The 20,246-nt window shown below is 38.7% G+C and carries 15 protein-coding genes; 8 read left to right on the top strand and 7 right to left on the bottom strand.

The genetic code is table 11. The annotated features are described in order from the left end of the window. The first annotated feature begins 65 nt into the window (after positions 1-65). Positions 66-1,649 carry a glutamine-hydrolyzing GMP synthase gene (gene guaA, locus B9T30_RS05760; RefSeq protein ID WP_086184160.1) on the top strand — a complete coding sequence of 528 codons (1,584 nt, stop codon included), beginning with the start codon at positions 66-68 and terminating at the stop codon, positions 1,647-1,649. 322 nt (positions 1,650-1,971) lie between these two features. On the opposite strand, the gene B9T30_RS05755 is transcribed toward guaA, so the two are convergent. Beyond that, positions 1,972-3,243: a GGDEF domain-containing protein gene (locus B9T30_RS05755; RefSeq protein ID WP_086184159.1), complete on the bottom strand. Its 1,272-nt coding sequence runs from the start codon at positions 3,241-3,243 to the stop codon at positions 1,972-1,974. A 325-nt stretch (positions 3,244-3,568) separates the two neighbouring features. Between B9T30_RS05755 and B9T30_RS05750 the strand changes: the two genes are divergently transcribed. The 3 genes from B9T30_RS05750 (at position 3,569) to B9T30_RS05740 (ending at position 5,678) form a co-directional block, all read left to right on the top strand. Then, entirely contained in the window at positions 3,569-4,516 is a 948-nt protein-coding gene (locus B9T30_RS05750) for a pirin family protein (RefSeq protein WP_086184158.1), read from the top strand. A gap of 24 nt (positions 4,517-4,540) precedes the next feature. Further along, positions 4,541-4,942, top strand: coding sequence for an OsmC family protein (locus tag B9T30_RS05745; RefSeq protein ID WP_086184195.1), 402 nt, complete (start codon positions 4,541-4,543; stop codon positions 4,940-4,942). Between the two features lie 88 nt (positions 4,943-5,030). Next, positions 5,031-5,678 (top strand): glutathione S-transferase, encoded by a 648-nt coding sequence (locus B9T30_RS05740; RefSeq protein WP_086184157.1) that lies wholly within the window; start codon positions 5,031-5,033, stop codon positions 5,676-5,678. 387 nt (positions 5,679-6,065) lie between these two features. Here B9T30_RS05740 and phoR read toward each other — a convergent pair whose 3' ends face one another. The 3 genes from phoR to B9T30_RS05725 all read right to left on the bottom strand — a co-directional run bounded on the left by phoR (position 6,066) and on the right by B9T30_RS05725 (position 9,089). Beyond that, positions 6,066-7,424, bottom strand: a complete 1,359-nt coding sequence (phoR, locus tag B9T30_RS05735) for a phosphate regulon sensor histidine kinase PhoR (RefSeq protein WP_086184156.1) — start codon at positions 7,422-7,424, stop codon at positions 6,066-6,068. Between the two features lie 25 nt (positions 7,425-7,449). Further along, positions 7,450-8,160 carry a phosphate regulon transcriptional regulator PhoB gene (phoB, locus tag B9T30_RS05730; protein ID WP_004649592.1) on the bottom strand — a complete coding sequence of 237 codons (711 nt, stop codon included), beginning with the start codon at positions 8,158-8,160 and terminating at the stop codon, positions 7,450-7,452. A 221-nt stretch (positions 8,161-8,381) separates the two neighbouring features. Next, on the bottom strand, positions 8,382-9,089 hold the full coding sequence (locus B9T30_RS05725; RefSeq protein WP_086184155.1) for a TetR/AcrR family transcriptional regulator: 708 nt from the start codon (positions 9,087-9,089) through the stop codon (positions 8,382-8,384). A 231-nt stretch (positions 9,090-9,320) separates the two neighbouring features. On the opposite strand from B9T30_RS05725, the gene B9T30_RS05720 reads away from it, so the two are divergent. Further along, positions 9,321-10,160 (top strand): SDR family NAD(P)-dependent oxidoreductase, encoded by an 840-nt coding sequence (locus B9T30_RS05720; protein ID WP_086184154.1) that lies wholly within the window; start codon positions 9,321-9,323, stop codon positions 10,158-10,160. A gap of 403 nt (positions 10,161-10,563) precedes the next feature. On the opposite strand, the gene B9T30_RS05715 is transcribed toward B9T30_RS05720, so the two are convergent. The 3 genes from B9T30_RS05715 to B9T30_RS05705 all read right to left on the bottom strand — a co-directional run bounded on the left by B9T30_RS05715 (position 10,564) and on the right by B9T30_RS05705 (position 13,713). Continuing rightward, positions 10,564-10,860, bottom strand: coding sequence for an LLM class flavin-dependent oxidoreductase (locus tag B9T30_RS05715; protein ID WP_227518943.1), 297 nt, complete (start codon positions 10,858-10,860; stop codon positions 10,564-10,566). 209 nt (positions 10,861-11,069) lie between these two features. Then, positions 11,070-12,437 (bottom strand): MATE family efflux transporter, encoded by a 1,368-nt coding sequence (locus B9T30_RS05710; RefSeq protein WP_086184153.1) that lies wholly within the window; start codon positions 12,435-12,437, stop codon positions 11,070-11,072. Positions 12,438-12,558: 121 nt separating this feature from the next. Further along, complete coding sequence (locus B9T30_RS05705; RefSeq protein ID WP_086184152.1) at positions 12,559-13,713, bottom strand: methionine aminotransferase; 1,155 nt, start codon at positions 13,711-13,713, stop codon at positions 12,559-12,561. 226 nt (positions 13,714-13,939) lie between these two features. Here B9T30_RS05705 and B9T30_RS05700 point away from each other — a divergent pair, with 226 nt between their 5' ends. From B9T30_RS05700 to B9T30_RS05690, 3 genes are read left to right on the top strand one after another with little or no spacing between them, the layout of a single operon-like run. Further along, complete coding sequence (locus B9T30_RS05700; RefSeq protein ID WP_086184151.1) at positions 13,940-17,311, top strand: type VI secretion system Vgr family protein; 3,372 nt, start codon at positions 13,940-13,942, stop codon at positions 17,309-17,311. Positions 17,312-17,316: 5 nt separating this feature from the next. Continuing rightward, complete coding sequence (locus tag B9T30_RS05695; protein WP_086184150.1) at positions 17,317-17,853, top strand: hypothetical protein; 537 nt, start codon at positions 17,317-17,319, stop codon at positions 17,851-17,853. After that, positions 17,850-20,243 (top strand): M23 family metallopeptidase, encoded by a 2,394-nt coding sequence (locus B9T30_RS05690; protein ID WP_086184149.1) that lies wholly within the window; start codon positions 17,850-17,852, stop codon positions 20,241-20,243. Before B9T30_RS05695 ends, B9T30_RS05690 begins: the two co-directional genes overlap by 4 nt. Positions 20,244-20,246 lie beyond the last annotated feature (3 nt).

Below are 20,246 nucleotides of genomic sequence, written 5' to 3'. Positions count from 1 at the left end.
CGTCTAGCAGATAAAAATGATAGAATGTCGCGCTTATATTCGTTTGCCTGCATAGTGGTTTATCCATGACTACCAATACCCAAATTACTGAAGATCGTATCCTGATTTTGGATTTCGGTTCTCAATATAGTCAGCTTATTGCACGTCGTGTACGTGAAGCTGGTGTTTATTCTGAAATGTATGCCTATGACATGTCTGAAGAAGACATTCGTGCGTTTAATCCGAACGGTATCATCTTGTCTGGTGGGCCTGAAAGTGTGCATGAAGAAGGTAGTCCACGTGCGCCAGAAGTTGTGTTCAACTTAGGTGTACCTGTATTAGGGATTTGCTATGGTTTACAAACCATGTCAGAGCAGCTTGGCGGTAAAGTAGAGCCAGGTACAGTTCATGAGTTTGGTTATGCAGCTGTAGATGTATTGGTTCGTGATCAGCTTCTTGGTGATTTAAACGATGCTGATTCTGAAAGTGGCGACAACAAACTCAATGTTTGGATGAGCCATGGCGATAAAGTTTCTGCGATCCCTGAAGGTTTCTCAGTCACTGCAAGCACGCCAAGCTGTCCATTTGCAGCGGTAAGCGATGAAAAGCGTCGTTTCTACGGTGTGCAGTTCCACCCAGAAGTGACCCATACTGCAAAAGGTGCTGAGTTACTGTCTAACTTTGTGCACAGCATTTGTGGATGTCGTAATCTTTGGAATTCTGAAAACATCATTGACCTCCGCGTTGAACAATTACGTCAACAAATTGGCGATCAAAAAGTTCTTTTAGGTCTTTCAGGTGGTGTTGATTCATCGGTTGTTGCGGCACTTTTACACCGTGCGATTGGCGATCAGCTGACTTGCGTATTTGTAGATAACGGTTTACTTCGTTTGAACGAAGGCGAGCAAGTGATGGACATGTTTGCAAAAAACATGGGTATCCGTGTGATTCGTGCCGATGCTGAAGAGCGTTTCCTAACTGCACTGAAAGGTGAAGTTGATCCAGAGAAAAAACGTAAAATCATTGGTCGTGAATTCATTGGCGTATTTGCTGAAGAAGCACGTAAGCTTGATGGCGTAAACTTCCTTGCACAAGGGACAATTTACCCTGACGTGATTGAATCTGCGGCAACTAAAAATGGTAAAGCACATGTGATTAAATCACACCATAACGTGGGTGGTTTGCCAGAAGATTTAGCCTTTGAATTGGTTGAGCCAATTCGTGACTTGTTTAAAGATGAAGTACGTCGTTTAGGGACTACTTTAGGTTTACCGTTTGAAATGCTATATCGTCATCCATTCCCAGGTCCTGGTTTGGGCGTGCGTATTTTGGGTGAAGTGAAAAAAGAATATGCTGACATTTTACGTCTTGCAGATGATATTTTCATGCAAGAGCTTCGTGCCAGCGGTTGGTATGATAAAACTGCGCAAGCATTTGCGGTATTCCAACCAGTTAAATCAGTTGGTGTTGTAGGTGACGGTCGTCGTTATGCATGGGTGATTGCGCTTCGTGCAGTTGAAACGGTTGACTTTATGACAGCGCGTTTTGCACATCTTCCTTATGATTTGGTTGATAAGATTTCAACACGTATCATGAATGAAATTGCTGATGTTTCACGAGTTGTTTATGACGTATCGTCTAAACCACCAGCAACGATTGAGTGGGAATAATTTAGGGATTTCAAGAAGCAACGCTTCTTGCCTAAATTACGGCAAAGGCTATGCCTGCGGCAGTGAGTAAAAAATTACTTCAAAAAGAGCGCTTAGGCGCTCTTTTTATTTAAAATTAAATCGTTAAAGAGAAATTTTTTTATTTTATGATCCGTGAAGGCTCTTATTCATGAAATTATTGGCAGAGAAAATGTTGCTATCAAAACTTTAAATGCTGTCAATTGCTTTGCTCAATAATTAGGATTAAGTGAAGAAGAACTAAATTTGATGTACTAAGCGTAAGAATATTTTTTAAAATCGTTTCGATGAAGAAAATTTATAGTTATTTATACGTATAAATGGCGACTTGATTACGTCCATTTTTCTTGGCTTCATAGAGTGCAATATCTGCATTTTTAATCAGTAAATTTAAATCGTTTTGCTGTGGTTGCAGTTGAGAGATACCAATGGACACGGTAAAGTTGAAAAACAATTTATTTTGAATACAAATTTGATGGTTTTCAATTTTCTGGCATAAGCGATTGGCAATAATAATTGCTTCATCCAGTGTGGTGTTGGGCAATAAGGCAATAAATTCTTCGCCTCCAAAACGAGCGAGTACATCGGTGTAGCGCATTTCTTGGCGAGAAATCTCAGCAAGTATACGAAGAACCTCATCCCCGACATCATGTCCGTAGGTATCATTAATTTTTTTGAAAAAATCGATATCAAACATCAGTAAGCAGGCTAAATTATATTTTGGCCATTTCTGAATGGTCTTTTCAGCCATCTGCATAAATTGTCTACGATTATTGAGTTGGGTTAGTTCATCTGTATGAGCAAGTTGACATAAAGCGTAATAATTCCAATCATTTAATAAAACCCGTAAAAAATTCCGTTTTGAATTTAAAGTATTATTCCAACTGATATACATGCTGAGTAATAAAACAGGGGTATATGTGAATGAAAATAGGATAGCTTCCTGAAAACTGACTAAGTTAAATACTCCTCCTAAAATAATTCCACTAGTGAGTAAAGAGGTAAATATGGAATATCGAAAGGAGACCTGTATGCATAAATTGCCCAATAAAATAAAAATAACAGAAGCATAGATATAGGTGTGAACGAGTGGACTCTGTGATAAATACAACAGTCCTAACCAGACGACCGCGGCTATTGCGACATAAATAGGCAGTAAACTGTCTAAAATATTAATATTTTTACAGTAACGGAAGAAGAAGATATTGATGAGTATTGCGCCTAGTACCAAACTGAGCCGCGCTATAGCAGAAATCATAACGATTTCAGGTAATAAGAACCAATCTACAAAAAAATAGATTAAAAATGTAAGTTGACCAATGTAATTAACGTATTTTAAAAATTGTCGTTGGTGTTTATTTTGATAGTTTAAGTAATATTGCTGAAATTGTATTGGAATACGCGTGATTGGAGCATCTAATGCTTGTTCTATTATTTTTCGATTTTCAGCACTACACACTTGCTCAGGTAAAATATAAGCAGTTTCATGGTTAAATTTTTTTTCTCTAGGTGTTTTAAAATGATGACTATTTTTATCATTTTTGTCACGAGAGCTTTTTTGATCTCTCCTAAACATTTAAATCAGCCCTGTATGGGGTGTACGTAAAGAATCATATGCTGAAGAATAAAACTTGTATATAAGATAAATACTGAACGGTTAGTGCAATTGTGACAATTTTTTTTATATGTATAAAATTCATATGAATAAGAGATTAATATTCAATTAGATCAATCAGCAAAGGATTGCTCATCAAGAAAAGTTTCAAAAATGATATTGTCCTATACATAGTATTCAGCGTATTAACTGACTTATAGGCTGAGTGTGTAAGAGTCTATATGATGATAAGAATAGATGAAGACATTAAAAGCACGGTTTAGTCCGTAAGACTTAGGATAAGAATATGACCAATAGTAACTATATAGAGCTTTCTAACTCAGACGATTGTGAAAAATACGTGAATCAATTTATTCAGGAATTCCCTTTGCGTAGTGCAGAAATTGGGCAGGGAACCGTCATTAAACGTGCATTGCCCAGTCGCCACAAACGCTTAATTGGCGCATGGTGCTTTCTAGATCATGCAGGGCCAGTCACTTTTCCTCAAGGTGATGGTTTAGATGTTGGCCCACATCCGCATATGGGTTTACAAACCTTCACTTGGATGATTGAAGGCACCATGATGCATACCGATAGCTTAGGCACCAAACAATTGATTCGCCCGAAGCAGGTCAATTTGATGACCGCAGGTTATGGTATTTCACATACTGAAGTTGCGCCAGAAACGGAAACCCATATGCATGCTGCTCAGCTTTGGATTGCATTGCCTGATGATAAAATAAATATGGCACCGCGTTTTGACCATTATCCAGAACTTCCCGTAGTCGAAAAAGATCAGGTGGAATTCACCATTTTGGTTGGTGAGTTTTTAAAAACCAAATCTCCTGTTGCGGTGCATACCGAATTACTCGGTGTCGATTTAACCGCAAAAGAATCGACCACCACGCGACTTCAACTCAATCCAACCTTTGAACATGGTTTTATGGCTTTGGATGGGACGGCTGTGGTGAATGGTCATGAATTGACTGAAGACAATATGGTGGTGTTAGAGCCCGGTCTGGCTGAAATTGAAATTCAGTTGCATGCTGGCAGTCGTATTTTATTGTTAGGCGGCGAACCGTTTGAGTCACCGATATTGCTATGGTGGAATTTTGTCGGACGTACGCCGGAAGAACTGAGCCTTGCCCGAGATCAATGGATTAATCAAGATCAACGCTTTGGTGATATTGCGGATTATCCAGGTCCAAGATTAGAAGCACCTGCCTTCCCAGATAAAATGCGTGCATCGCGATAAAAACAAAATAGAGGATTCATGATTATGGCAATTATTGCAAATGCTGAAGTACGAACGCTTGCTGAACCTTGGTCGGGTGAGGTGAGAAGTGGCACACACCAATTTATCACCGATAAACCTGAGTCTTTTGGTGGACAAGATCAAGGGCCTGCACCTTATGATTTGATTTGTTCTGGCCTGATTTCTTGTACCATGATCACGCTAAGCATGTACGCCAGCCATAAAGGGCTTGAGTTGGGTGAGTTTTCGGTTGAAGCTGACTTTTATGCCAATAAAGAAGGCAAAGAATGGATTGAACGTCGTTTATCTTTTGCACAGCCGCTATCGGAGGAACTGAAGCAAAAAGTTTTAGAGATTAGCAGTAAAACGCCTGTGACCAAAACCTTGTTGCGTAGTGTAGAGATAAAGACCGTACTTGTTGAATGACCCGATAGTTATGACATTTTGTGTAAAGCAGGGTGTCATTTTTTTAGAGCGATGCGTATAGTCAAAGCATAAAAATAGAGGTCAAAAAATGATTACATTACACCACTTAGATCAGTCGCGTTCTTTTCGAATTTTATGGGCTTTAGAGGAATTGGAACTTGATTATCAAGTGCAGTTTTATCAGCGCTTACCGACTTTTGCTGCACCCCCTGAATTAAAATTGGTGCATCCTTTGGCGAAAGCACCAGTATTAACCGACGATGATCAAACCATTGCGGAATCTGCGGTTATTTTACAGTATTTGCAAGAAAGCTATGATGTGCACCAGCAGTTTAAACCGCAGCATAAAGCAGAACAGCAGCAGTATCGTTATTGGATGCATTATGCGGAAGGTTCGTTAATGCCTTTATTGGTGATGCAGCTGGTGATGAATAATGTACCCAAACATGTGCCGTGGTTGATTAAGCCGATTGCAGAAAAAATAACAGTCGGGGTCAAGACTGGATTTATTCGTCCTCGTTTAAAAGATCATATTGAATATTTGGAAGATTATTTATCCAAGCATGAATATTTTGCTGGTACATTTTCTTTTGCAGATGTTCAAATGTGGTTTCCATTAGAAGCGATTCAATCCAGAACAACGGGTTCTTATCCAAATATCAAGGCATATCTACAACGTATTGCGCAACGTCCAGCGTTTCAACGTGCACGCTTGAAAGAGCAAAATTTAGCTTAAATTAGATAGTTTGTATAAATCAAAAAATGTTCAATATTTGATTTTTTAAAATCAGCACTACCTCACTTGATGAATTCAATTTTTATGCCTTTGCGTAGGCAGTATTTCTACTTTTGAAAGGTCAAAATGAGGAGCACTGCTACGCAAGAAAAACCTTTTGTTTCCCATACACGACATCCTGAGCCAGTTTTAAGCACTGCTTTAAAATGCAGCGCAAGGATGGGAAACGTGTGGCATCCATGCCACACTCATGAATTCAATACCTGTTAAAATTTGTTTTAAATTTTGGCTTTACGAACTACTCATTTTGATCAAGAAACGACTTGTAAAAGAAGTCTATTATTGATACTAAGTTTAAAAAACAGGCACTATAAAGTGCTGATATCGTTAGCTCATATGGTAGAGACGTTCTTTCGGGAACACCACTTTAAAGGTTGAACCTTGATTTTCTTTCGATTCAATTTCTAAGTGTGCGCCGTGTTGCATGAGCACATGCTTGACAATTGCTAGACCTAAACCTGTTCCCCCAGTTTGACGGCTACGTGCGCTATCGACACGATAGAAACGTTCGGTTAAACGGGGTAAATGTTTGGGGTCAATGCCAATGCCAGTATCTTCAACGGTAAAATACCCTTGTACTCCGTCATCGTGCCAGCCCATGGTAATAGTGCCCCCTTTGGGGGTGTATTTAATGGCATTGGTAATGAGGTTGCTAAACGCACTGGCAAGTTCCATATCCGAACCAATCAGGTCACAATGACTATCAATTTCGAGGTTCAGTGTATGCCCATAATCAACGTTATAGGCTTGCGCATCATCAAATAATTGATTCATCAGACTGGGCATTTCAATAATCTGATTTTTGGCAATTTGTTTGTTGCTTTCTAAACGTGAAAGCAACAGTAAGTCATTGACCAAGGCATTCATCCGTTTGGTTTGTGCCTGCATTTGGTCAAAGGCACGTTTCCAGCGCGGGTTTAAATCTTCTTGATCGGTAAAAGTTTCAATATAACCACTCAGTACAGTCAGTGGCGTGCGTAATTCATGGGAAATATTATCGACAAAGTCCTTACGCATTTGTTCTAGGTTATGCATACGCGTCACGTCATATGCCACCAATAAGCGACTTTCTCCACCAAAACGGGTCATTTTAACTTGCACATAATGATCTTCAAAAGCTGAAGATTTCATTTTTAAGCCGTCAGGTGCTTGGTCAATATGATTAAAATATTCAATAAAATTAGGCTGACGTAGAATCGTTAAAATATTACGCCTACGGTCTAGAGGTTGAATCCCCAGCAATTTTTCTGCTGCTGGATTCCACCATTCAATTTGGTGTGATTCGTCAATTAACACCACGGCTTCTGCTAATGCCACCAGTGAGGATTGAGCACGATCAATTAAGCCGACCATTTCTGCTTGTACAATACGTTCTTGGCGCTGTGCACGATAAACATTAAATAGTAATGCACCCCAAATGCCGTCTAAATTAGGCGGTACATCATAAGGACGATTAGAAATCCATTCATTGACCAAATACAATGAACGTAATTGCAGGACAAAAAAGATGCTAAAAGCGATAAAAATTAAAATCCAAAAATACCCAATCCCGATGCCAATAAAACTGGCAATCAGCAGGAGAAAGGCGAGTAGACGTAAATCTTGCTTCGCAAAAGTCCATAAGCTGCTGTAGCGAAATTTTTGATGTTCTCGTGTCAATTCTGGGACAGGGTACGGTTCATACATAAAACACAATTTACCTAAAAAACGGCTAACCTAAAGCGATATCCGCGCGGGTAGAAAAACGATAACCTGTGCCACGAACCGTTTGGACAAAGCGGTCTACAGCATATGGTTCGAGCACTTTGCGTAAACGTCGAATATGCACGTCAATGGTACGGTCTTCAATATATACGTTACCACCCCAAACTTGATCCAGCAATTGAGCGCGTGTATACGCACGTTCTGGGTGGGTCATAAAGAAGGCCAATAAACGATACTCGGTAGGACCCATCTCTAAAATGTTCTGACCAAAACTAACACGTTGGCTCACTGGGTCAAGGATTAAACCATTGGCATCAATGGTTTTTTCGCCACTTAGCGCATTGGCACGACGTAACACCGCTTTAATACGCGAAACCAATTCTCGGGTAGAAAAAGGCTTGGTCATATAGTCATCTGCACCTGCATCGAGACCTTGAACTTTATGGTCTTCTTCACCGCGTGCGGTCAGCATAATCACTGGAATTTCGGTCAGTGTCTCGTCACGTTTTAAGCGGCGACACAAGTCAACGCCACTGATCCCACCCGGTAGCATCCAATCGAGTAAAATAAGTGCAGGACGTTGATCCACAATCATTTGGTGCGCTTGTTTCGCATCTTCTGCTTGTAAGCATTGAAAGCCTGCCATGTCTAAAGAGGTATGAATCATCTCTCGAATGGGAAGTTCGTCATCGACGATTAAAATATAGTCATCTTTCACAACGCAATATCCTATTTGATGTTAACGGTGAACCGTTTTGTATTTATGACAGGCTTATTACAAAGATTAATTATGACAGTATCATTGCAGAAAAGGGCACTCTGCCCATTTTAGCAAATAAATGTGACAATTTTTATCTGATAAAATCAAGATTTTAAAATAAATCAGTCATATAAATATAACAAATTCAAAGCTTTGAATATTTTTTGATATGCTCATGATCATGGGTTTTCTTTTTTTAATATTTTTCCTTTTTCTGAAAAAGTATTCAGCAATGATAAAAAAACGATACTACACGATGATAAAACATCTTCCAGCGATTGTTTAAAGCCGCTGACCACCCAACGAATCGCAATTTGAGTCACATAACCATTCAGCCCCGTAGCAACGAAGGAAATTTCACGTTCTGAGCGATCAATATGCGGCATCATCAGCATGACAAAGGCCTGAATCATACGGTCAAAGCGTAACATGGTTTCATGAATGGTGGCTTGATTATGCAGTTCTTGAACCAGCATGGCATCGATATAAATAATTCGTGCCATTCGTGGATTATCTCTTAATGTGGTGAGTAAAGCGGTTAAACCTGCTTCAATCATTTTTCGTGGATCGGTGGATGCCTGCATGATGGCTTGCATCACATTGTGTTGTAATTGATCAATTAAGGTTAAAAAGATAGTTTGAAAAAGTTCATCACTTTTCTTAAAAGATTCATAAAAATAGCGCTCGGTAAGCTTGGCTTGATTGCAAATATCTTTGACCGTAACCGCAAAGAAACCATGTGTACCATAAGCTTCAATGCCCGCTTCAATCAGTTTTTCACGACGTGCTTGTTTACGTTCAGTTAAAGATAAGCCTTTAAATTGACGTTCTTTGGTTTTTGACGTTTTCTTTTGTTTTTCTTGGAGATGGTCGTGTGGTTCAGTCATAAAAGTCGTGTGCCAAATGCAATCAAGGTTTGCCCTATGTTAACAATAATTTGTGCGTAGACCTATGCTGGAAATCGAAGGAGGGTCTTTATTCTGTTGTTGATCTAATATTATATTGACAATGAGTATTGTCAAAATTATATTGGGTGGATGAACTGTACATCATTGCAGTAAAAAAATAACCAATCTGTTTGGCTTGATGATGCAGAAAGAATTGAATAAGGATGAGTCATGAAAAATTTTAAAAATAAAGTTGCAGCAATTACAGGTGCAGGTTCGGGCATTGGACAGCAATTGGCTGTTCTTTTGGCGAAACAAGGGTGTCATTTGTCATTGAGTGATGTTAATGCACAAGGTTTAGCACAAACCGTTGAATTGCTAGAAAAAAGTAATGTTCGTGTCACAACGCAAAAGTTAGATGTTGCCGACCGTGATGCAATGAAGCTTTGGGCTGCTGATACGGTACAGAATCATGGTTCAGTCAACATGATTTTTAACAATGCGGGGGTCGCACTGGGTTCAACCGTTGAAGGGGCTTCTTATGAAGAACTTGAGTGGATTGTGAATATTAACTTTTGGGGTGTGGTTTATGGCACCAAAGAGTTTTTACCGCTGATCAAGAAATCGGGTGAAGGGCATGTGATTAATATTTCCAGTCTTTTTGGTTTAACGGCGCAACCGACGCAGTCTGCCTATAATGCGACCAAGTTTGCGGTGCGTGGTTTTACTGAATCATTACGTCAAGAACTGGATATTGAAAATTGTGGCGTGAGCGCATTATGCGTACATCCGGGAGGCATTCGGACCAATATTGCCAATGCCGCAAAAATGAATGACAGCTTAAAAGCACTCGGGATGAATCCTGAAAAATCGGCAAAGACCTTCAATAAATTATTGCGTTGTCCACCTGAAGAAGCAGCGCGTCAAATTTTGGAGGCTGTACAAAAAGATAAGCGCCGTTTATTGATTGGTAACGATGCAAAAACCTTAGATTTAATTCAACGTGTTTTACCAACCGGTTATCAAAAAGTAACCGCGATGGCGACGACATGGAGTAAGCGTTTTAAATAAAAAAATCGCTTCGAAAACCCGCAATATTGATCTGACCTTCGAAAGTTGGATGGTTTGATTCAGCGGCTTTTAAGGACTGAGTTCTGTACTCTACAGGGCTCAGTCCTTTTAATTTAGCCTTGATTTGTTTTGCCTTACTGAGTTTAAGTATCGCAAGTTAGTCATTTTGGTTATGGCCTGCAAGTGTGTCGCTCGGTCTAGGTTTGGGCATGTTGCACATTGTCAACTTTATGTCTTTTGCCAAAGTGGGGGAGCAAACTTAGATGAGAGAGATTTCACCTTTTTTACAAGAAGATTCTTCAATCACACAATCACACAATCACACAATCACACAATCACACAATCACACAATCACACAATCACACAATTACACAATTACAGAGGCAAGAGCCATGAGCCTAACTCAAGCAGAGGCGCAACCAGTCACTGTGGCAAGTGCGGCAAATAAAGTCACTGGCTCAAAACCGACACCTTTATCGCCTAAGCCCAATTCACCTTCTTGTGCAGACCCCCAACGCACCGATAAACCATCTGCTAGAAAATAGGCATCAAATAAACCTTTTTCAGCGGTTTGCGCCAGTTCGATGGCATAATCTAGACTTAAATGATCCTGCGGACGTGACTCCGGATGACGCCAACCTGCGGCATGTTGTGAGGTGGTTGGAATGAAGGCACCCAGTTTAATTTGACGTTTTGACATTGTTCTATCCTATTGATTGTATTTTTCTCAATAGTGCATATTCAATATCTATGCCAGATAAAAAAATTAATTAAAACAATAGTATAAAATACATAATATTTTTAGGTGTTTAAAAATAAACAGCAAAAATGGGCGATTGTTGAGAATCAAACAGCATAAAAAATACTGATGTTATCTCAAACATGATCTCAATCAGATTGATCTCGGCGTTAAATCAAAGCTTGAATGGTTTTTCTTTTCCAGACCAATTGATAATACAGACCTTGCAGAATACATAAGCAGACAAATGCCAAAGCATAAGCATACCAAATGCCTTGTAATCCCCACCATTGACTAAATAAATAGGCACATGGCACTTCAATGGCAATAATAGCGAAGATGTTAATGATCATGGGTACAGTGACCGTCCCGCTGGCACGCATGATTGAGGCAAAAATTGAACTGGCACCAAAGAATAGAATTGACCACAACACGATAAATAATAACTGTTGCCCCAGCGCCACGACATTAGGGTCGGTAATGAACAAGGCCATTAAATATTTGGAGAATAGATAAGCTAAAGTGACCAAAGTGCCCGTAACCAAAATATTCATACTCAGTGCGGTACGCGTCACTTGCGCGAGTAAGTCCGATTTTCCTGCGCCAATGGCTTGCGCTGCAAAAATTGAAGCCGCAATGGAAATAGACAGGGCAGGGAATTGAATATAATTCAACACCTGATTGACGGCACCATAAGCTGCTGTTGCATTTGAACCATAATGATTGACTAAGCCGACAATCACCAAACCTGCAACGGATGTCGTTACCATTTGGATGCCTGTTGGAATTCCTAAACGCAGCACGATTTTACTCAGTTCGGGATGATGGCGAATATGACTCAATAGCAGACGGTCTGGTTTGAGTGGGTGATCTTTTTTATTTAAGTACACAAACAAAAAAATCAATACGGCAAAATAGCCAACAATGGTGGCAATAGCAGGGGCAATAATGCCCATTTTCGGGAAACCAAAATAACCTGCAATCAGCACAGGGGTAATTAATAAACCAATTAAAATGGTCATTCCTGAGACAATCAACGGTGTGGTGCTGTCACCAACACCGCGTAAAATAGAGGTGTAAATAATATAGAGAAACAGCAGTGGGCTTCCTGCCAGCATCCACTGCACATAGGGCAAGGACAGATGCATCACATCTGGGTCTGTGCCTAAAGCCAGTAGTATATGTTTGGCAAACACTACACCTAATAACGCAATCACACTGCCGCCAATTAAAGTCATAAACAGCGTTGAACCAACGACACAGCGGACTTTTTCAATATTTTGTGCGCCCCACGCTTGTCCGACCAAGACCGTTGCACCTGCGGAAAGTCCAATCACAAAAGCCATCAGAAAAAATAAAATGGGGAAGAATACCGCCACGGCAGCAATCGCATTGACCCCCATCATTTGTCCGACAAAAATGGTATTAATAGTCCCTGACAGGTTTTGCAGAATATTAGTCGCAATCAAGGGCATGAGAAAAATAAAAAATGTTTTCCATAAATTGTGTTGATTAACCATCGGCTGGTTTTTAGGCATTGAACGTCCTGTAAATATATTTTTATCATTTTGCAGATTTAAACTTACACTACCTGAGTTGGTTAAAAAAAGCCTTAGCTTTTAGGTAACTAAGGCGAAATTTTATCAGCTAATAATGCATTTAAACTGCTGACAAAATGGTAGCGGCACGTTCAAGCGTTTCATCTTTTTTAGCAAAACAAAAACGGATTAAACGTAAATTTTCGGGCGCTTGTTGATAAAAAACCGAAATTGGAATGGCGACAATGCCATGCTGTTCGGCCAGAAAGGTACACATCTCCACATCATTTAAATCGGGGCGAATCGCACTGTAATTTAAGTTCTGAAAATAGGTGCCTTGCGATGGGGTAAATTGAAAGCGTGAATTTTTCAATCCTGAATTAAACAGATCGCGTTTTTGCTGATAAAAGCTTGCCAATTCTTCAATATGTTCAGTATGTTGCTGCATAAAAGTTGCTAGTGCCATTTGCACAGGCGTGACAGCGCAGAAACTGGCAAATTGATAAACCTGTCTGAACATTTTCGTCAGTTCAGGGGCCGCAATGCAATACCCCGTTTTCCATCCCGTGACATGGAAGGTTTTTCCAAATGAACCGACCACAATACTGCGATCACGCAATTCAGCAAAAGACAGCGCTGAATAGTGTTTTTGACCATCGTAAATCAGATGTTCATAGACTTCATCGGACAGCAACACAATGTTTTTATCCCCCATCAATTCAATTAAATTTAACCAGTCTTGATGTGACCAAATTGCACCCGTTGGGTTATGCGGAGTATTGATAATGATCATTCGGGTTTTGTCATTGATGGCATCTTTCACTTGATTCCAGTCCACCGAAAAATCTGCTGAACTTAAGGCAATATGAACGGCTTTTCCACCGACCAGTTGTACACTCGGCGCATAACTGTCATAACTGGGATCAAAAATAATCACTTCATCATCGGTAGCAATAAGTGCTTGAATGGCCGCAAAAATAGCAATGGTTGCCCCAGAACTAATGGTAATTTCAGTCAAGGGGTCAAGGATGAGTTGATCGCGTTTTAAAAATTGTTGTGCCAATTGTTCACGGAGCGAAATGAGTCCATCACCCGAAGCATATTGATTAAATCCGTCTAAAGTTGCTTGGCTGAGGGCTTCAAGTAGTGCAGGCGGAGCAGCAAAGTCTGGAAAACCTTGCGATAGATTTAAGGCATTTAAGCGCTGTGCCATGGCGGTCATCACGCTAAAAATGGTGACCCCTTGTGCAGGTAGTTTGGAATGGAGATGAAGCATGATCCGAACTCTTTTAATATATTTTGATCATTTTTGAGTGTACCAGTAACCTCACAGGAGCAAAATAAGCCTGTAAATTTAATCGCTTAATTTTAAAATAGATGTATAAATTTAACCGAATTTCTGTTTTTGCTAAAATTAATCAAAAATTAACTAGACTAAAAAAACAACATTTTCTAGAATGCAGCCACTAATTAAAATAATACCCCTACAACAATAAATTATTATGCTAAAAACAATCCATGCTGTTATGGACGCTATGGGCTTAAGTTTGCAAAAGCGCGCCCTGCATATCCATTTTTCCAATGAATTACTCAATCCTCAAGTCTTGATTCAAAGAATTGAAGGATATCATCGTATCAATCAGGGGCTTAAAGCTGAACTGATTTGCTTATCGAGTAATGCATACATTCCACTGAAACAATTTATTGGCGCCCAAGTGGCCGTCGATCAAATCACGGATTTAGGGGAACTGTACCGAATTACAGGCATCATTACGGGGGCGAGCCAAGGGCAAAGTGATGGTGCATTAACTTTATACAAATTGACCCTTGAAGATGCCACCACACTTTGGCACAAACGCCGTAATAGTCGCGTATTTATGAACAAAACTGTGCCTGAAATTAGTGAAATCTTATTTAAAGAATGGCAAAGTAAGAGTGCATTATTTGCAGCAAGCCTAAGTTTAAACGCGCAGGGCTTAAACCAAGAATATGACGTGCGTCCTTTTGTGATGCAAGCCAATGAAACTGATTATGAGTTTTTAACACGACTCTGGCGCAGTGAAGGTATCAATTGGTTAATTGATGAAGCTGAGCATATGGTGCTGACTTCAGCGGCAGCGATTCAAGCACAAAAATTACGTTTAATTGATAATCATCAACCATATAGTGCTTTAAGCCGAAGATGTATTCGTTTTCATCGCAGTCATGCCACCGAACATTTAGATAGCATCACCCATTTTAGTGCTGAACGTTATTTACAAGCAACGGCTATACAGACACAGCGTTGGCAAGCCAATCGCTTATCTCAAGATCAAAGCAATAGTCTACTGACTCAGCATCAGCATAGTGATGTACAAGACAATGAAAGCTTAAGTTTGGAACAGGCTTGGAGCCTCAGCCCCGCGTGGACAGCTGATTTAACAGGGGCAGATCAAAGCACAGCTTCAGGCAGTCAGCAATTAGATAAACTTAGTCAAAAACTGTCGCAATATCAGAACTTACAATCCAAATATTTTACTGCCAAGAGCAGTGTACGTGATGCACAAGTGGGTTATTGGTTTGAATTAATCGATCATCCTGAAATTGATTCACATTCAGGTTCAGACAAAGAGTTTCTGATTTTAGGCAAAACTTTTTATCACCAAAACAATTTGCCCAAAGATATTTTACCGCAATTCGATCATCTATTAAGTTTAAGTCATTGGCAGCATCAAGGGGATGAACGACAAGCCAATGAGCTGTATGTGGTGCGCCGTACGATTCCCGTTGTGCCTGAATATCATCCTTTACAGCATCGCCCAGCAGCCTATCCACAACGTGCCAAGGTGGTTGGGCCTGAAGGTGAAACGATTTATGTCGATGCTTGGGGACGGATTAAAGTTCGCTTTATGTTTACTCGTACCAATGACCATGCACATGATGGCGGTGCGGGAAGCAATGACAATGATGCCGATTCTGCTTGGGTGGATGTGTTGACCCCTTGGGCAGGTGAAGGCTATGGGGCGAGATTTCATCCACGTATTGGTGAAATTGTAGTGATTGATTTCTTTGAAGGCGATGTTGATCGTCCCTTTGTGGTGGGGCGTATTCATGAAGCTGAGCGCCATCAGACCATGTTTGATATCAAAGGACAGTTACCCGATACCAAAAAACTCAGTGGCATTCGTTCACAAGAGGTTCGTGGTTCGGGGTTTAACCAGCTACGTTTTGATGATACGACGGGACAAATCAGTACTCAATTACAGAGCAGTCATGGTGCGAGTCAGCTTAATTTGGGTCATTTAAGTCATCCAAAAGCCGCTGAGACCAGTACGGGGCGAGGCGAAGGCTTTGAACTCAGAACCGATCAATGGGGAGCTGTTCGGGCGGGCAAAGGGATGCTAATTAGCACCTATGCTCAGGAACAAGCCATTGCAGATCATTTGGATGCAGCGCAAGCACAGTCTTTACTCATCCAAGGTCACGAAAGCATGAAAATGCTCAGTGACATTGCCGTTAAACAGCAAACCGATGCACTCAATGTGATTGGTCGCTTACCGAAATTGATTCAATCTTTGGAACTCAAAAGTACCAGTCAAGCCTTGAATACCACACTTGATTTATTTAAACAGAGTGTCAGTCGTGATCCACTGAATGCTTTAAAAGATTGTGGTGGTTTTATTCAGGATATAGGGCAGTTTGCTGAACATAGCAAAGGCGTTGTTGATGAATTTAATCATTTCTTCACCGATACAAAAGAAGCAGTCGAAAACTTAAAAGAATTTATTGAAAATGTCGAAAAACATGGTTCTGACCTGATCAAAGGCAAGCTTGCGAGTATTAAAGAGAATATTGAATCGAATCCTTTCGGCAGTTTACAAGACGTGAGCAAAGTGTTGGCAAATGTTGATATCCAAGATTTTGACATTATGAGTACTTGCGGCACGTTCAGTAAGGGCAACAAATTAGACATCACACCAAATAAGGCATTCAGTTCATTACAAGGCTTTATGGAGGATTATACCCAAGGTTTAGAAAGTAGTCGTGATACTGGAAAACAGCAACAAGGAAAATTGTTTAGACAAGCATTGATGTTATTGGCTTCACCGAATGGTATTGCTTTAACCACACCTGAAGACATTATTTTACAAGCGTCTCAGGATGTTGCGACGAGTGCACAAGGTTCAATTAACTTAAGTGCACAGAAAAATATTGTGGCACATGCTCATGAGAAAATTAGTTTATTTGCAGCACAAAAAGGACTCCGAGCCTTTGCTGCGAAAGGCAAGGTCGAAATTCAAGCTCAGGATGATGCTATTGAAGCTATTGCACGTAAAGTCATAAAGCTGATTTCAACTGAAGAAAAAATTGAGATAACCAGTCCAAAAGAAATTGTACTGACTGCTGGGGGTTCACAGTTAAAGATTAATGGTGATGGGATTTTTACCACGACTGGTGGCAAGTTTGAGAGTAAAGCAGGGCAGCATTTATTTACTAGTGGGGCAACTGTAAATGCGCAGTTACCGAAAATGCCGGAGAGCGGTATATTTAGTCGGAGATTTGATTTTGGTGATATTTTTAATTTAGAAAATTTGAAAGATGAAATTAGATTTAAAGTCATAAACAAAACAAAAAATACTGAATATATTGGAATATTGGATGAAATGGGGCGGACACCAAGGATATTTAGTGATTCATCAGATAATGTTGAAATTCAATTTATTAGTAATAGTGATGATGAAAGTATTATACCTACAAAGGAATTAGACGAAGATCTTTATAATCATGATACTGGGGATTTAGTAGATGATGGGATTCATAGTCAGCTTGAAGAAGCTTCAGACGATGAATATAAAGATGACTTAGAAGATGATTTTAATAAATTTGGAGTATAAGAGAGATGAAACGAATTCTAATATTGGTGCTGAACACATTTATTTCAATCCAAGCTTTTGCTGAAGAAAATGCTTGTGAAAAAATTTGGGATATCTTCAAAAATAAGAATGAAAGTATCAAAATTGATAAAAGTAATGTCCCATGTAAACAAATTTGGGAAGATGCCAATAAAGCAAAACTTGTAAAGACTGTGGGCTTAAATCCAAAGGATGCTCAATGGATGTCAATAGGAGAATGCCAAGTTATTGAAGTAAATAAAAATAAATACCAAGTTTATTATGCTTATCTAAAAAATGACCATAGTGACATAAGAATAATTAATGACACTAATGGTAATTATTTTTCATATTTTAGAAATTTAGGCCACTATGATATGTTTGAAGATAAGTTTTCTCCAACAAAAAAAGCAAATAAAAATGGTGTGGAGTTAAGTTGCCCAGGATTGGGTGATTTTGAGAAATTAAAACCTATTTTAAGCTCATATATCAATAATAAAAAAATTGATATTAAGCGATTTAGTTTTGAGGACTTAAATAAATGAAAAATGGTAAATCTATAAATCAAAAATCTTATCCATTAACGCGATATGGATTTATTTGTGCCGTTTCAAGAAAAGAATCTTCATCAGATTTAAGTTTACCTTTAAATGCATCTGTAAACATTGACGTAAGCAAAATAAAAAACTCTCTGGGTTATATTGGTTTTTTTCAGTTTGGTGAAGCTGCACTTATAGATCTCGGCTATTATAAGCATTGGGATAATAATTCTGATAAAACCAAAGCAAATGATTGGACTGGGAGTTGGGTTGGACACAATGGTGTTAATTCTTTATCAGATTTTTTGAAATCCCCAGCTAAGCAAATTCAAATCATTGGAGAATGGATAGATCTTCTTTGCAAACGACTAAGAAATAGAAGCTTTAATGAATACTATGGAAAAATAGTAAATGGAATTGAAATTACTGAATCAGGTGCTATAGCAGGGGCTCATTTAGTTGGTGAAGGAGGATTGGGTTCTTTTTTAGGTGTGCCAGGTTTTAAGGGAAACTATAAAGAATCAGATGGGAATAAAGTTCATATTAGTAAATATATTGATATGTTCAACCATTATGATTTAGAAAGCTGTTGTAGTAGGAAAATATATATATCCTTAAAAAATCAAATAGGACAAATAGCAAAAAATAAAAAAGTAACTATTGAATCTGAATATAGTGGTAAGTTTAAACAATCTAAATTTATTGTAAATGCAGAGTCAGACGAGCAAGGACTATTACCTGTTATTATTAGACATCCAGGCAGTAAAATTGTCATTAAAGCAGATGGTAAGCAATCGACTGTTATCATACAAGCTACTGATAAAAAGCAATCTATTGAATTAAGTGTAAGTGAAAATATTAAAGTTCAATCTGTCTTACAAAAAACTGCTGAACCAGAATCAAAACAAGAAAAAGTTGTCGTTGTTGAACAGAAAACGAGTGATTCTAAGAAAGATGAGGTGAAAACAGAGGCTTCTAAAGATATAAAATTTGATATATCCATAATAGAAAGTGACACAAATAGAAAAATAACGAACATGAAGTTTTTTGTAAGATATAAAGATAAAATCAAAGAACATACTTCTGATGGTTCAGGAATAAAAACAGGTCTCATTGCTGAAGAGGGTGAGAGTTTAGATATATTAGTAAATGGGAGTAAAGGTCATCAGAAATTAAAAACAATATCTGTAACTAAAGGAGTAGAAAATAGCTGTATATCAGTCCCATTAGGGCTTGTCAGCGTAAAATTGAAGATACATGATAGTAATGGTAAGATTTTAAAAAATAATAAGTTTTTTGTCTCATATAGAGGTAGAGAAATAGAAAAAACAACAGATGATAATGGCTTTATTCAATTAAAAATGTTAAATGCATTTATTTATAAGTTATTACTTTTAAATAAAAAACCTATTTTAACATTAAGAAATGATCCGAGTATCTCAGTTATCAATGTGAACTTAAATCCTGCTGCCACAACAATACAGATGCCTCCAGTGGCTTCAAATACTCCAAGTAAGACAGTACCAGTAAAAACAGCACCAGCAAAAGAAACACCAGCTAATAATGAAGAGAGCTTTGTTGATTACTTAATTGATTTTATTCCTTCACTTGGAAAAACAGAGAATGTTCATACAGAGAAAAATGGTAATCCATTAACAAAGCAATATGGTAGTGATGTTTCATTCACTATAAAAACAATAAATAAAGGAACGGGTAAGGAAGAGAATCTTTCCTACTCGATTAATTACAATGGAGCAAAAAGAACGCACTATACAGGACAAGATGGGGTTGGATTAAAAAAACATAGAGGAGAGGATGGGAAAAAAATAGAAATTATTGTAGATCTAAATGGAAAAGATCAAGTTCTCTATATTGCAACTCTAAAAAACCCTATGCCAGTTATTGAAATAAGAATAGATAAGCCAAAAGATGATGGATTATATTTATTCCCGCTAAAAGTGCGGACAAATTCTTATAAAAAAGGCTTTGCTCGATTTGGTTCTAATCGAAGTGGAGGAAAACGTAAACATGCTGGATGTGATCTTTATGCTTCAGCAGGGACAGAAATTAGAGCGATGGCTGATGGTGTGGTAAGAAGTATTTATTACTTTTATGATAATACTGATGCCATTGAGATTACTCATCAAAAGCATATTATACGTTATGGTGAAGTTAGAAAAGGTAAAGCCTTAGTAAAAGCAGGGGATAAAGTCGTGAAAGGGCAAGTAATAGCTCATGTTGGTAGCTTAACAACTAAGGGTATTCCAAGTATGATGTTGCATTTGGAAATGTACTCAAACCCAAGTAATAAAGGCACTTTAAGCGGCACAAGTGTCTATAAACGGCGTTCGGATTTAGTTGATCCAACACCAATTTTAGATAGCGCATCATTATGAGCA

It is taken from the genome of Acinetobacter sp. ANC 4973, from assembly GCF_002135275.1.
Lineage (GTDB): Bacteria > Pseudomonadota > Gammaproteobacteria > Pseudomonadales > Moraxellaceae > Acinetobacter > Acinetobacter kyonggiensis.
This window is presented reverse-complemented; position numbering and strand designations above follow the sequence as displayed.